Genomic DNA, 13,738 nt, shown 5'->3' with positions numbered 1-13,738 from the left:
GCGCCGAACTAAGTTTCAGCAATGCCTGCAAATTTCTCACGCAATTTATCAAGAGCTCGTTTGTACCGCATTTTTGTAGCACTCAAACCCATATGCATGATATCCGCGATCTCCTGAAACTCCAGTTCTGCGACAAATCGTAGCACCAGAATTTCTCGGTCAATCGGATTCACATGCACCAACCAGCGGTCAAGTCCGGCCTTTTCCTCAGGTTTCGGCGCCTTCTCTTCAGACGCCTCCTCGAGGGGGTCAAGACTCAAAGCGTCCATCAATCGACGCTTTCTCCGCTCCTTTCGATACTGTGTGATGCACTCGTTGTACGTAATGCTATATAGCCACGTCTTGAACTTTGATTTGCCCTCGAAGTTCTTCAGGCCATACAGCACCTTCAGCATCACCTCCTGACAGACATCGTCCGCGTCGCGATCGTTCCCTAAATAACGTGCACAGACATTAAATAAGGTTCGCTGGTAGCGCCGCATCAACTCTTCATAGGCGCGCGTTACGTGAAACAGCTCCGCATGCGAACGCGCAACCAACTCCTCATCGGAGAGCTCGCGGGGATCGTAGCGCATGGATAACGATTGGGCTTTATTCAAAACGAGTCGGGCCGACAGTCAGGTCAATGTCCGCCGCATCCCGGACAGGGCATTTTGCGGCGGCATACATTAGCAGGGTTTGCCGGGTTAGCGGCTACTTACGTGCTGCTCCAACAGGATCCGATTGGAAAGAGAGACTAGCTCACCCTCCTCGGTCAGCAGTGTAGTTTTAACCGTGCCGATCTCTTCGATCTGACCTTCGACCTCGCCCACGCGTACTTGTTGCCCAACCTGATACAGCTCACGCACGTAGATTCCCGCAAGAATCTGCCCGGCAATTTCCCGGCTTCCCAATCCCATGGCCAAGGCAACTGCCAGACCAACGGTAATCAATACAATCACGATCACATGGTTGAGCAGGTCGGTTTTGACCTCCAACTGGCTGATCGCGACCGAAATACTGATGATAATTACCAGGCCCTGGGCAATCCGCCCCAAGCCGCTGGCGTAATCCAGACCCACACCTTCTGCAGCACCGCGCACCAGGCCGTTGGCCAGTTGCGCCAGCAAAACCCCCACCAGCAGTACCAGCGCAGCACCAAAGACCTTGGGCAAATACAGCGCCAGCATGTCGAGCGTAGCTGAAACTCGCTCAAGGCCAAGGGATTCGGCAGCAGAAACCAGGAATATCAACAACACGAACCAATACACGATCTTGCCGATCAAGGTCGAGATCGGCACCTGCAACCCGGCGCGGGACAGCAGCTTGGTCAAGCCGGTGCCGCCCATCAGGCGATCCAGGCCCAGCTTGGCCAGTAATTTGGAGAGCAGCGTGTCCAGCAACTTGGCCACGACAAAACCCAGCAACAGCACCACCAGGGCGCCGAACAGGTTAGGAATGAAATTCGCTACCTTGGTCCACAACGCAGTCATCGCGGTGACGAGGCTCTGAGTCCAGAGATCAAGTTCCATATTCAATCAGCCTTATCAGCAGTGCGAGCAGTAGGTTTACGACGGGACACCGGCGCGACGTGGGCCGATCCGTTATTCAAGGCGATCATCAACGCTGGCAGCCAACGGCCCAGCAGGCTGAACAGATCACCGGCACCGACCTGGCGGTTGGCGGTTTTCAGTACGCGGCCCAGGCAAGCGTCGTCGTCACGGCTGGACGGCGTCGCTTTCAGCATGTCACGCAAAGACTGTTCAAACGGATCGTGCATACGCACCTCTCGTGATGTCTGTGAAAGACGCGATCAAATTTCTTCGGGTCACATGGCTCATTCGTCAGACCCAGCGCAAACGTCGGAATAACCACCACTGGCCCAGCGCCACGCTGGCCAACAGCAGGCACGCCACGAGGAAGCCATAGGGGCTGGCGGAAAGCGGAATGCCGCCGACGTTGATGCCCAGCAAGCCAGTGAGAAAACTCATCGGCAGGAAAATCCCAGTGATGATCCCGAAGCGGTACATGGTGCGATTCATGCGCACGCTCAAGCGCCGGTCTTCGGCCTCCAGCACAAGCCCCACGCGCTCCCGGGTCAATTCCAGCTCTTCCAGGTAACGGGTCAGACTGTTGTTCAATTCGTTCCAGTAGTCGCCGTCGTCATTGGCAAACCAGGGCAATTTGATGCGGCTGAGCTGGCCGAAAATATCCCGCTGCGGCGCGAGAAAACGCTTGAGCCCGGCCGCTCGCCGACGGATCTGCAAAATGCTGCCATGCTCCGGCGTATACCGTTCGTCGGCATCCAGCTTTTCTTCTTCGCCATCGACCACTTCAGAGAGGTCGCTGACCAGATCCTGAACCTTGTGGGTCAGGTATTGCGCCATATAAAGGATGAGCTCCGAGGCGGTTTTCGGGCCCTTGCCATCGGCCAGTTGCACCAGCAACTCGTCAGTGGCGCGCAGCGGACGCAAACGCAGGGAAATCACCCGCTGGGCCGAGGCGAAGATGCGCACCGAGACCATGTCTTCCGGCTCGGCCCCGGGATTGAGGTTGATACCGCGCAAAAACAGCAGCAACTCGGAGTCCGGCAATGCCAGCAGGCGCGGCCGGGTGTTCTCCTCGAGCAGCAGGTCACAGCTGAACTCGCTCAGGCCGCTGGAGCGGCGCAGCCAGGTCTGAGTCTGTGGATGACTGCGATCCCAGTGCAGCCAAAGGCTTTCATGGGGCTGCAGTTGCAACTCGTCGAGCTCAGTCCGGGCAATCGAACGCGCACCGCCTTTACCATCCAGAATCAGGGCATGTACCAGGCCCCACTGCGCGTTTTCTTCCTCGAACATCCTCATCCCTTGCTAGGTCGACTGTTTATTCAGGCATTTTCAGCGGGCTGGGCGAAACGATCACACCATTATTGTCGGCGTAGACATATTCACCCGGGCGGAATGTCACGCCGGCAAAGGTCACGGCCACATTAAGATCGCCAATGCCGCGCTTGTCGGTCTTCATCGGATGGCTAGCCAGCGCCTGGACGCCGAGGTCGGTCTGCGCAATGACGTCGACATCGCGAATGCAGCCGTAGATCACCAGGCCTTCCCAACCGTTTTTCGCCGCTTTCTCGGCCAGCATGTCGCCCAGCAGGGCTCGACGCAGCGAACCGCCGCCGTCGACCACCAGTACTTTGCCATCGCCCTTGAGATCGACCTGCTCTTTGACCAGCGAGTTGTCTTCGAAGCATTTGATGGTCACGATTTCGCCGCCGAAGGAATCTCGGCCACCAAAATTACTGAACATCGGTTCAACCACCTGCACCAGGTCCGGATAGGCGTCGCACAGGTCGGGAGTGAGGTAATGATTCATCGAGAAACTCCTGTAACAGAAAGACCACGATTGAAGATGCCGCAAACCCGGGCACTGTATTGATGAAACGAGCCCAGACCGCGCAGGTTTAATGCTGCGGTGAGAATCATGCGACATCAGACTCGGCCATCAGCGGCCGACGCCCGAAGCAAACAACACGAACACAATTCCCACTTCGTAACTGAATATGACCAAAACAGCTCAATGCGTCATATCTTAGCCGCAACCCGGGCTGAGCGAAATGCTCTTGTCAGCGCCCCGGCATCAAACCACGGCGGCCAGATCAGGTGCCGGCGTCAGCAGCGGTGTCTGCTGGTCGGTCAACCAGCGGGCAACCAACGGCCAGACTTCAACCTGCGCCGCTTTGCTCACCAGCATTTCGACATGCCCGAAATTGCCGCTGAAACCCTGCTCGCGCCCCAGACAGACAAATTGTTTGTGCTCGGAACCTAGCTGCTCATAAAGCTTGCGACAGGCCCACGCCGGGTCCTGATGATCGCCCGCGGCGCTGACGGCCAGCACCGGCATCTGGACCTCGGCCAGGCCGGCCCACCAATCCTTGTCCCTATCGCCGAAACGTCCGAACAGGCCGTACCAGCGCATGCTTTCCAACGCCAGGCCGATCGGCTCGTCTTCCGGACCACGCTTGAGCCGCGACCCCGAGAGCTGGGCAAAGCGCTTGAGAACAAAACGACCGCCCCACTCCACCGGTGGAATCTTCAATGGCCAGTACGTGCGGCTGACCTGGCTGCCAAAAAAGGCCGCCGAGGCCACCGCCGGCTCGCCCAGGTACTGTCCGCCCAAGGCCGCGGCCAGGGTGATCCCCCCCAGGGAATGGCCGATCCAGTGCGGGACCTGCCCACTCTGCTCGCGCACGAAGGCGCCAATGGCCGGCAGGTCGTAACGCGCATAGTCGGCGACACGATTCTTGCGATAGCCAGCGTTGCGTTGCGACAGGCCATGGCCACGCATCTCAGGGATCCATACATCAAAACCGGCACGGGCCAGGTATGCGCCCAGACCCAGGCCCTTGGGGGAAAACCAGAAGCGGCGGTTGGAAAAACTGCCGTGAAGCAAGATCACCGGAACACCACGAGCCTCAGGCTCATCAGCCAGGCCCAAACGGGTAACGGCGATCTCCACCGTGCTGTCCGGGCTGTTGCCCGGCTTCAGGCGGTACACGTCTTCACTCAGGTCGCCTCGACGTTCAGCACTGATCAAGGCGACGGGAAATAGGTTGCTGCTGCTTTGCATAATGCTCTTGCACAAAAAAGGGCGGCATCCAGATGGAGCCCGCCCTACTTGAATCTCAAAAGCCCGGCCGACACGTGGCCGGCCGGGCCTTCATTCACCGATCAGACCGCAGCCTGACCTTCAGCCAGGAAGAACCAGGTTTCCAGTACGGAGTCGGGGTTCAGCGAGACGCTCTCGATACCTTGCTCCATCAGCCATTTGGCCAGGTCTGGGTGGTCCGAAGGACCCTGGCCGCAGATGCCGATGTACTTGCCGGCCTTGTTGCAGGCGGCAATGGCGTTGGCCAGCAGCTTCTTGACCGCCGGATTACGCTCATCGAACAGGTGCGCGATGATCCCGGAGTCACGGTCCAGGCCCAGGGTCAGCTGGGTCAGGTCGTTGGAGCCGATGGAGAAACCGTCGAAGAATTCGAGGAACTCTTCCGCCAGGATCGCGTTGGAAGGCAGCTCGCACATCATGATGATGCGCAGGCCGTTCTCGCCCCGCTTCAGGCCATTTTCAGCCAGCAGGTCGATCACTTGGCTGGCTTCGCCCAGGGTACGGACAAACGGCACCATGATCTCGACGTTGGTCAGGCCCATCTCGTTGCGCACGCGCTTGAGGGCACGGCACTCGAGCTCGAAGCAGTCACGGAAGGATTCACTGATGTAACGCGAGGCACCACGGAAGCCCAGCATCGGGTTTTCTTCTTCCGGCTCGTACAGCTTGCCGCCGATCAGGTTGGCGTATTCGTTGGACTTGAAGTCCGATAGGCGCACGATGACCTTTTTCGGCGTGAACGCAGCGGCCAGGGTGCTGATGCCTTCCACCAGCTTCTCGACGTAGAAGCCGACTGGGTCGTCATAGCCAGCGATGCGTTTGTCGACGCTGTCCTTGATTTCCTGCGGCAGGCCGGCGTAATTCAGCAGCGCCTTGGGGTGCACGCCGATCATGCGGTTGATGATGAACTCCAGGCGGGCCAGGCCGACACCGGCGTTGGGCAACTGGGCGAAGTCGAAGGCGCGATCCGGGTTGCCGACGTTCATCATGATTTTGAATGGCAGGTCAGGCATCGCATCGACCGAGTTCTTCTTGACGTCGAAGCCCAGCTCGCCTTCAAAGATGTAGCCGGTGTCGCCTTCGGCGCAGGATACGGTGACGCCCTGGCCTTCCTTCAGCAGTTGGGTGGCGTTGCCGCAACCAACGACCGCCGGGATCCCCAACTCGCGAGCGATGATCGCCGCGTGGCAGGTACGGCCGCCACGGTTGGTGACGATGGCGCTGGCGCGCTTCATCACCGGCTCCCAGTCCGGGTCGGTCATGTCGGACACCAGGACGTCGCCGGGCTGGACTTTGTCCATCTCGGAAACGTCTTTGATGATCCGCACCTTGCCGGCACCGATGCGCTGGCCGATGGCACGGCCTTCCACCAGCACAGTGCCGGTTTCCTTGAGCAGGTAACGCTCCATCACGTTGGCCTGGGTGCGGCTTTTCACGGTTTCAGGACGGGCCTGAACGATGTACAGCTTGCCGTCGTCGCCATCTTTGGCCCATTCGATGTCCATCGGGCACTTGTAGTGCTTCTCGATGATCATCGCCTGCTTGGCCAGCTCGCTGACTTCCGCATCGCTGAGGCAGAAACGGGCGCGTTCGGCCTTGTCGACATCGACGGTTTTCACCGAACGGCCGGCCTTGGCTTCGTCGCCGTAGATCATCTTGATGGCCTTGCTGCCCAGGTTGCGGCGCAGGATGGCCGGGCGACCGGCTTCAAGGGTGTTTTTGTGGACGTAGAATTCGTCGGGGTTGACCGCGCCCTGGACCACGGTTTCACCCAGGCCGTAGGCGCCGGTGATAAACACCACGTCACGGAAGCCCGACTCGGTGTCGAGGGTGAACATCACGCCGGCAGTGCCGGTTTCCGAACGCACCATGCGCTGCACGCCGGCAGACAGGGCGACCAGTTTGTGGTCGAAGCCCTGGTGCACGCGGTAGGAAATGGCGCGGTCGTTGAACAACGAGGCAAACACTTCCTTGGCGGCGCGAATCACGTTCTCGACGCCACGGATGTTGAGGAAGGTTTCCTGCTGGCCGGCGAAGGAGGCGTCCGGCAAGTCTTCGGCCGTCGCAGAGGAGCGTACGGCTACGGCAATATCGGGGTTGCCGGCCGACAGCGCGGCGAAGGCGGTGCGGATCTCGACGTTAAGTTTCTCGGGGAATTCGGCTTCCATGATCCATTGACGGATCTGTGCGCCGGTCTTGGCCAGGGCGTTGACATCATCGACGTCCAGGGCATCGAGTGCCGCATGGATCTGGTCGTTGAGACCGCTGAGTTCAAGAAAATCACGGTAGGCCTGAGCCGTCGTGGCGAAGCCGCCGGGGACCGATACGCCGGCGCCCGCGAGGTTGCTGATCATCTCGCCCAGGGATGCGTTCTTGCCCCCCACATGCTCTACATCATGGACGCCGAGCTTATCGAGGGAAACTACGTACTCTACCAAGGTGATCTCTCCACTAACTGTGTTGGAAAAGCTCAGAAGCCGGCTGCTCGAAGGAGCAATTGCCCGCTATATGGCCTGGACCTGGAAAATAAGTGAGAATGCGGGCCATTCCAGGCCGGCAAATCGCGCCTATCATATCCAAGATTCGTCACTAGCTTAAGGCCCAAGGTGCAAATGAAACGATCTGCTTTCTTTATTTCCGACGGCACCGGCATTACGGCCGAAACCCTCGGCCAAAGCCTGTTGGCGCAGTTCGAAAACATCACCTTCAGCAAATTCACGCGGCCGTACATCGACAGCGTGGAAAAAGCGCGGGCCATGGTACAACAAATCAACATCGCCGCCGAAAAGGACGGATTTCGCCCGATCATCTTCGACACCATCGTCAATCAGGACATTCGTGAGATCCTCGCGACCTCCAATGGTTTCATGATCGATATTTTCTCGACCTTCCTCGCCCCGCTGGAGCAGGAGTTGAGCGAGCACTCGTCGTATTCGGTCGGCAAGTCCCATTCCATTGGCCACAACTCCAATTACATGGAGCGCATCGAGGCGGTGAACTTCGCCCTCGACAACGACGACGGCGCCCGCACCCACTATTACGACAAGGCAGACCTGATCCTGGTGGGCGTTTCGCGCTGCGGCAAAACCCCGACTTGCCTGTACATGGCCATGCAATTCGGCATTCGCGCGGCCAACTACCCGCTGACCGAGGACGACATGGAGCGCCTGCAACTGCCAAACGCCCTGCGCGCGCACCAGCACAAGCTGTTCGGCCTGACCATCGACCCCGACCGCCTGACCGCGATCCGCAACGAGCGCAAACCCAACAGCCGCTATTCGAGCTACGCCCAGTGCGAGTTCGAGGTGCGCGAGGTGGAAAACCTGTTCCGTCGCGAAAACATCCCCCACATCAACTCCACGCATTTTTCGGTGGAAGAGATTTCGGCAAAAATCCTCGTCGAAAAAGGCGTGGAACGCCGCTTCAAGTAAGCCCCTCCCCCGTGGCGAAGGCGTTTGCGCCTTAGCCACGGCGATTTACCAGGCGCTCGCTCCGTCGCCCTGCCCCAGCGCCCGGGCCAAGGCGCCAAACCCCGCCACCAACAACCGATCATCGTCCGAGGTGTTGCAGACGCTGGCGCGAATGTATTGCGGCACGGCCGCCTGTCCCACGGCAAACGCTTCGGCGGTGGCGATCAGGTAGTGGTTGCGCTTGAGTTCAGCCTCGATTTCCGAGGCGCGCCATGGCTCGGGGACCTTGATCCAGAAATGCGGGCTACCGGGTGGACTGCGCCACTCCAGCCCCGCCAACAGGCCTTCGACCAAGGCCTTGCGTCGGCGGATTTCAGCGATCTGCTGTTGCCGCAGGGCCTCGGCCACCGGGCTTTCGATCCAGACACAAGCCAGCTCAAGGGTCAACGGCGTGGCCATCCAGCAGGTCGCGCGTACCGCCGCCGCCAAACGGTCCACCAGCGCCACCGGCGCATGCACGAACCCTACCCGCAACCCGGCCGCCAGCGCCTTGCTCAGGCTGCCGATCAACACCGTGCGCTCGGGGGCGAAATGACTCAGGGGCGCCGGGCGCTGGTCCATCAGCACCGCATGGGCCTCATCTTCGATCAGCAGCAGATTGTGCTGGCGCCCCAGTTCGGCGATGGCCTGGCGCCGGGCTGGCGACTGCACCGCGGTGGTCGGGTTCTGCAAGCTCGGGGTGCAATACAGCGCCACCACCCGATGGTTGCGGCAGGCCTCATCCAAGGCCTGCGGGAGCAGGCCCTGCGCGTCCATCTCCAGGCCGATCAGCTTGATCCCGAGCATGCGCGCGGTGCTGATCAGGCCAGGGTAGGTCAATTGTTCGGTGACCAGGGTGTCGCCGGGCTTGAGCAGTGCCATCAACGTAATGTGCAGCCCGTGCTGGGCGCCATTGACGCAAATGACCTGCTCGGCCTGCGCAGTGAAATCCTCCTGCGACAGCCAGCGCGCGCCCGCCGCACGATGACGCGCCAGGCCAGCCTCGGCGCTGTAGCGGCTGAGGTCATGCAAAGTCGCAAGGTCCTGGGCCAGGGCGTGCAGCCCCTGCGCCATGAGGGCAATTTCCGGCCCGGGGATATGGGTGTTGCGGCTCATGTCGAAGCTGGCCGGCGGTTCATCGCTGACGTTGCGAAAGCCCGCATCACGCTGGCGCTCCATGCCCTGCTGGCGCACGTAGGTGCCATCGCCGACCCGCGCCACCACCCGCCCCAGACGCTCCAGCTCGCCGTAGGCGCGGCTGATGGTGCCAATGGTCACTCCCAGGCTGTCCGCCAGCAGGCGATGGGGCGGCAATTTGCTGCCCGGGGCAATGGTTCCCTGGGCAATGCCGTCATCGATAGCGCCGGCCAGGCGCTGGTACTTGGGGCCGACCTCCGATTCGAGTGCGGATCGGATCATTGACACCATGTCAATACTTACTTTGACAGCCATCATTTTCCCTAATAGCGTGCTTTACAGGTTCAATTACCGGAACAGACCCGCTCAATATAGAGGTCAATTCCGCTTCATGAAAGGAATCCCAGGTTGACTACCTCAACAGCCATACACAGCAACACCCGTGTCTCGAAGCCCTGGCTGGCCGGTCTGATCACCAGCGTGCTGTTTCTGATCGTCTGCCTGAGCTGGGGCACCACCTGGCTCGGCATCAAGATCGCCGTGGAAAGTGTGCCGCCCCTGACCGCCGCCGGCCTGCGGTTTCTGATCGCCTTTCCGCTGTTTCTCGGCTTTGCCCTGGTGCGTCGCGAGCCGATCCTCTTTCCCCGCTCCAAGCGCTGGTTCTTCGTGTTCGTCACCCTGTGCTACTTCAGCCTGCCCTACTACCTGCTGAACTACGGCGAGATGCACGTTTCTTCCGGGCTCACGGCCTTGCTGTTCAGTTGCATGCCGGTGTTTATCCTGATTTTTTCCGCGATCTTCCTGCGGGAAAAAATCTACACCTCGCAGGTGGTCGGGATCGCCATCGGCTTTGCCAGCCTGTACATGATCATCCGCAGTCAGGGCCTGCACCTGGACCACGCCGAGCTGTTTGGCGTGGTGGCGATTCTTGCCGCCGCGGTGCTGCACGCCTTGTGCTACGTCATCACCAAGCAGCAAGGCAGCGCCATCAGCGTTATTACCTACAACACCCTGCCGATCGGCATTGCCGGGCTGATGCTGTTTGTGATCGGGCTGTGTGTCGAGAGCCCGAGTTTCGGCGCGATCAGCCCGCGCTCCTGGGGCGCGCTGCTGTACCTGGGGCTGGTGGCATCGGTGGGCGGTTTTATCGTGTACTTCCTGCTGCTCAAGCGCCTGAGCCCGATCATTCTGTCGTTCGTGTTTATCATCTTCCCGGTGTTCGCGGTGATGATCGGCGCCTGGTACGAAGGGCAAAGCCTGTCGCGGGAATTGCTGATGTACTCGGCGGTGTTATTGACCGGGTTTGCCATCACCAAATTGCCGGTGGAGAAGTGGTTGTTTAAGGCCAAAGCGCCTCTGTAGCCACCGCCAAGAGGCTCGGGCCGCGTTCGGACGCTGGCCATCTTCAACGCCGTGGGTACACCTGACACGCCACGGCGTTAGGTCGGGCCAGCGCAGCCTCGCAGGCTAGGCATCAGCTACAGGGTGGATGGGCGCTGGTCAGATCACGAACAGGTCGACGAAGCGCTGCACCGGTGTGGCTTCGAGCTGTGCCTGGTCCTTGCACAGGGCGAAGATCTGCGCCGAGCGCTGGGCGGTGAAGCGGGTGGCGAGGTTGGCCTTGAACTTGTCCTCCAGCAGCGGGATGCCTTCGGCGCGGCGCCGACGATGGCCGATCGGGTATTCCACCACCACCTGCTCGGTGCTGGAACCGTCCCTGAAAAACACCTGCAAGGCATTGGCAATCGAGCGCTTGTCGGCCTCCAGGTATTCACGGGTGTAGCGCGGCTCTTCGACCACCTGCATTTTCTCGCGCAACTGATCGATGATCGGGTGCGCGGCGTGGAATTCATCTTCGTACTGCTCGGCCACCAGGTTGCCAAACGCCAAAGGTACGGCGGTCATGTACTGGATGCAGTGGTCGCGATCCGCGGCATTGGCCAGCGGCCCGACCTTGGAAATGATGCGGATGGCCGATTCGTGGGTGGTGATCACAATGCGCTCGATCTCGTGCAGGCGATTGCGCACCAGCGGGTGCAGGGTCACCGCCGCTTCACAGGCGGTCTGGGCATGGAACTCGGCCGGGAAGCTTATTTTGAACAGCACGTTTTCCATCACATAGCTGGCGTATTTCTGCGACAGGCTGAACCGGCGCTGGCCCTCGGGCTTGAGCGCCAGGTCCTTGTTGGTATGGCTGAACAGCACGTCATAGAACCCCCACTGCGGCGCGCTCAGCACCCCGGGAATCCCCATCTCGCCACGCAGGGCGATATCTGCCAGGCGCACGCCACGGCTGGAAGCATCCCCCGCAGCCCAGGATTTGCGCGAACCGGCATTCGGCGCATGGCGGTAAGTGCGCAGTGCCTGGCCGTCGACAAAGGCGTGGGACAACGCCGCCAGCAACTGCTCGCGATTGGCACCCATCAACTTGGCACTCACCGCAGTGGAGGCCACTTTGACCAGCAGCACATGGTCCAGACCCACCCGGTTGAAGGAGTTTTCCAAAGCAATCACGCCCTGGATTTCATGAGCCATGATCATCGCCTCCAGCACCGCCCGCACGGTCAGCGGTGCCTCGCCATTGGCCACGCGCTTTTGCGACAGGTGATCGGCCACGGCGAGGATGCCGCCGAGGTTGTCCGACGGGTGCCCCCACTCTGCTGCCAGCCAGGTGTCGTTGTAGTCGAGCCAGCGCACGATGCAGCCGATGTCCCAGGCCGCCTTGACCGGGTCCAGGCGATAACTGGTGCCCGGCACCCGTGCGCCGAAGGGCACCACAGTGCCTTCGACGATCGGCCCCAGGTGCTTAGTGCACTCTGGAAAACGCAGGGCCAGCAGGCCGCAGCCCAAGGTGTCCATCAGGCAATTGCGGGCGGTGTCGAGGGCTTCGGGCGAGTCGACGCGGTAGGTCAGGACGTAGTCGGCAATGTCCTGCAGGACCTGGTCGTAGTCGGGACGGTTGTTGAGGTCAACGTTGGCGCTCATGAGCGATTCACTCCAGTTACAGGGTCGAAGGTAGGGTCGATTCCTCAGGCACAGGTCAGGTCAATAACGGCATCGCAGGTCTGCGCCTGCTCAGCTACTCGATAACAACATCACTATCAGCAATCGTGGCGAGGGAGCTTGCTCCCGCTGGGTGGCGTAGCCGCCCGTAAGGCGGCCCATGCGTTGCAGCAGGTAAATCGCGTGCCCAGGTTTTACGACCGCTGCGCGGCCGAGCGGGAGCAAGCTCCCTCGCCACGGCAAGCGCCCCCCATCCAAACTCCTCTGCTCTTAGAAACTGTCGCCCGGCACCCGCACCCAGCCTTCCATCAGCACCCGGGCGCTGCGGCTCATGATGGCCTTGACCACCGTCCACTCGCCATTGGCCTGGCTGGCTTCGGCGCCGACCCGCAGGGTGCCCGAGGGGTGGCCGAAACGCACCGCGCTGCGCGCACCGCCACCGGCCGCGAGATTGACCAGGGTGCCGGGAATCGCTGCCGCCGTGCCGATGGCCACTGCCGCAGTGCCCATCATCGCGTGGTGCAGCTTGCCCATGGACAACGCCCGCACCAGCAAGTCGACATCACCGACTTTGACCGCCTTGCCGCTGGACGCGGTGTAGTCGGCCGGCGGCGCGACAAAGGCCACCTTGGGTGTGTGCTGGCGCGTAGCGGCTTGATCCAGGTGCTGGATCAGCCCCATGCGCAGGGCGCCGTGGGCGCGGATGGTCTCGAACATCGCCAGCGCCTTGGGATCGCCGTTGATCTGGCCCTGCAGTTCGGTGCCCTGGTAACCCAGGTCTTGCGCATTGATAAAGATGGTCGGGATCCCGGCGTTGATCATGGTCGCCTTGAACGTGCCGACACCCGGCACTTCGAGGTCGTCAACCAGGTTGCCGGTGGGGAACATCGAACCGCCCGCGCCCTCTTCCTCGGCCGCCGGGTCCATGAACTCCAATTGCACTTCGGCGGCGGGAAAGGTCACGCCGTCGAGTTCAAAATCACCGGTTTCCTGTACCGCACCGTCGGTGATCGGCACGTGGGCGATGATGGTCTTGCCAATGTTGGCCTGCCAGATACGCACCACGGCCACGCCGTTTTGCGGCACCCGGGCGGCGTCCACCAGCCCACTGCTGATGGCGAAGGAACCGACCGCCGCCGACAGGTTGCCGCAGTTGCCGCTCCAGTCGACGAAGGGCTTGTCGATGGCGACCTGGCCAAACAGATAATCGACGTCGTGATCGGCCTTGATGCTTTTCGACAGAATCACCGTCTTGCTGGTGCTGGAGGTCGCCGCGCCCATGCCGTCGATCTGCTTGTCGTACGGGTCGGGGCTGCCGATCACCCGCAGCAGCAACGCATCACGGGCCGCGCCGGGCAACTGCGCCGCTTCGGGCAGGTCCTGCAGGTTGAAGAACACACCTTTGCTGGTGCCGCCGCGCATGTAGGTGGCGGGAATCTTGATTTGCGGTACGAAAGCCATGGAAATCTGGTCCTGATAAGGCCGGGGGCGCGACCTTGCAGTCGGCCCCCGGCGCGCCA

At 61.0% G+C, this 13,738-nt stretch carries 12 protein-coding genes; 2 read left to right on the top strand and 10 right to left on the bottom strand.

Going from position 1 to position 13,738, the window contains the following annotated elements:
• Nucleotides 1-8: 8 nt before the first annotated feature.
• From sigX to ppsA, 7 genes are all read right to left on the bottom strand, one after another.
• Nucleotides 9-599 carry an RNA polymerase sigma factor SigX gene (sigX, locus tag JFU57_RS17385; protein WP_102047916.1) on the bottom strand — a complete coding sequence of 197 codons (591 nt, stop codon included), beginning with the start codon at nucleotides 597-599 and terminating at the stop codon, nucleotides 9-11.
• Between the two features lie 87 nt (nucleotides 600-686).
• Nucleotides 687-1,511 (bottom strand): mechanosensitive ion channel family protein, encoded by an 825-nt coding sequence (locus JFU57_RS17380; RefSeq protein WP_016964357.1) that lies wholly within the window; start codon nucleotides 1,509-1,511, stop codon nucleotides 687-689.
• 2 nt (nucleotides 1,512-1,513) lie between these two features.
• On the bottom strand, nucleotides 1,514-1,759 hold the full coding sequence (locus JFU57_RS17375; protein ID WP_020300352.1) for a hypothetical protein: 246 nt from the start codon (nucleotides 1,757-1,759) through the stop codon (nucleotides 1,514-1,516).
• A gap of 64 nt (nucleotides 1,760-1,823) precedes the next feature.
• On the bottom strand, nucleotides 1,824-2,819 hold the full coding sequence (locus JFU57_RS17370) for a zinc transporter ZntB (protein WP_020300351.1): 996 nt from the start codon (nucleotides 2,817-2,819) through the stop codon (nucleotides 1,824-1,826).
• A gap of 25 nt (nucleotides 2,820-2,844) precedes the next feature.
• Nucleotides 2,845-3,336 carry a ribonuclease E activity regulator RraA gene (rraA, locus tag JFU57_RS17365; RefSeq protein ID WP_020300350.1) on the bottom strand — a complete coding sequence of 164 codons (492 nt, stop codon included), beginning with the start codon at nucleotides 3,334-3,336 and terminating at the stop codon, nucleotides 2,845-2,847.
• Nucleotides 3,337-3,600: 264 nt separating this feature from the next.
• Nucleotides 3,601-4,590, bottom strand: coding sequence for an alpha/beta fold hydrolase (locus tag JFU57_RS17360; RefSeq protein WP_201130173.1), 990 nt, complete (start codon nucleotides 4,588-4,590; stop codon nucleotides 3,601-3,603).
• A 101-nt stretch (nucleotides 4,591-4,691) separates the two neighbouring features.
• Nucleotides 4,692-7,067 carry a phosphoenolpyruvate synthase gene (ppsA, locus tag JFU57_RS17355; protein ID WP_201130172.1) on the bottom strand — a complete coding sequence of 792 codons (2,376 nt, stop codon included), beginning with the start codon at nucleotides 7,065-7,067 and terminating at the stop codon, nucleotides 4,692-4,694.
• Between the two features lie 174 nt (nucleotides 7,068-7,241).
• On the opposite strand from ppsA, the gene ppsR reads away from it, so the two are divergent.
• A complete protein-coding gene (gene ppsR / locus JFU57_RS17350; RefSeq protein ID WP_020300346.1) occupies nucleotides 7,242-8,060 on the top strand; it encodes a posphoenolpyruvate synthetase regulatory kinase/phosphorylase PpsR in 819 nt (272 codons plus the stop codon).
• A gap of 45 nt (nucleotides 8,061-8,105) precedes the next feature.
• Here ppsR and JFU57_RS17345 read toward each other — a convergent pair whose 3' ends face one another.
• Complete coding sequence (locus tag JFU57_RS17345; RefSeq protein ID WP_201130171.1) at nucleotides 8,106-9,530, bottom strand: aminotransferase-like domain-containing protein; 1,425 nt, start codon at nucleotides 9,528-9,530, stop codon at nucleotides 8,106-8,108.
• A 144-nt stretch (nucleotides 9,531-9,674) separates the two neighbouring features.
• Between JFU57_RS17345 and JFU57_RS17340 the strand changes: the two genes are divergently transcribed.
• Complete coding sequence (locus tag JFU57_RS17340) at nucleotides 9,675-10,577, top strand: DMT family transporter (RefSeq protein ID WP_201132138.1); 903 nt, start codon at nucleotides 9,675-9,677, stop codon at nucleotides 10,575-10,577.
• 138 nt (nucleotides 10,578-10,715) lie between these two features.
• Here JFU57_RS17340 and prpD read toward each other — a convergent pair whose 3' ends face one another.
• Nucleotides 10,716-12,200: a 2-methylcitrate dehydratase gene (gene prpD / locus JFU57_RS17335; RefSeq protein ID WP_201130170.1), complete on the bottom strand. Its 1,485-nt coding sequence runs from the start codon at nucleotides 12,198-12,200 to the stop codon at nucleotides 10,716-10,718.
• A gap of 288 nt (nucleotides 12,201-12,488) precedes the next feature.
• Nucleotides 12,489-13,679 carry a 2-methylaconitate cis-trans isomerase PrpF gene (prpF, locus tag JFU57_RS17330; RefSeq protein ID WP_020300342.1) on the bottom strand — a complete coding sequence of 397 codons (1,191 nt, stop codon included), beginning with the start codon at nucleotides 13,677-13,679 and terminating at the stop codon, nucleotides 12,489-12,491.
• Between the last annotated feature and the right edge of the window lie 59 nt (nucleotides 13,680-13,738).

It is taken from the genome of Pseudomonas sp. TH07 (genome assembly GCF_016651285.1).
Taxonomy (GTDB): domain Bacteria; phylum Pseudomonadota; class Gammaproteobacteria; order Pseudomonadales; family Pseudomonadaceae; genus Aquipseudomonas.
The sequence above is the reverse complement of the archived record's forward strand: the minus strand, read 5'-3'. Positions and strand labels throughout refer to the sequence as shown.

Coding starts and splice junctions, on each gene's coding strand:
- JFU57_RS17360 (WP_201130173.1), bottom strand. CDS start 4,590: ATGCAAAGCAGCAGCAACCTATTTCCCGTCGCCTTGATCAGTGCTGAA.
- JFU57_RS17345 (WP_201130171.1), bottom strand. CDS start 9,530: ATGGCTGTCAAAGTAAGTATTGACATGGTGTCAATGATCCGATCCGCA.
- ppsR (WP_020300346.1), top strand. CDS start 7,242: ATGAAACGATCTGCTTTCTTTATTTCCGACGGCACCGGCATTACGGCC.
- prpF (WP_020300342.1), bottom strand. CDS start 13,679: ATGGCTTTCGTACCGCAAATCAAGATTCCCGCCACCTACATGCGCGGC.
- JFU57_RS17370 (WP_020300351.1), bottom strand. CDS start 2,819: ATGTTCGAGGAAGAAAACGCGCAGTGGGGCCTGGTACATGCCCTGATT.
- prpD (WP_201130170.1), bottom strand. CDS start 12,200: ATGAGCGCCAACGTTGACCTCAACAACCGTCCCGACTACGACCAGGTC.
- rraA (WP_020300350.1), bottom strand. CDS start 3,336: ATGAATCATTACCTCACTCCCGACCTGTGCGACGCCTATCCGGACCTG.
- JFU57_RS17380 (WP_016964357.1), bottom strand. CDS start 1,511: ATGGAACTTGATCTCTGGACTCAGAGCCTCGTCACCGCGATGACTGCG.
- JFU57_RS17375 (WP_020300352.1), bottom strand. CDS start 1,759: ATGCACGATCCGTTTGAACAGTCTTTGCGTGACATGCTGAAAGCGACG.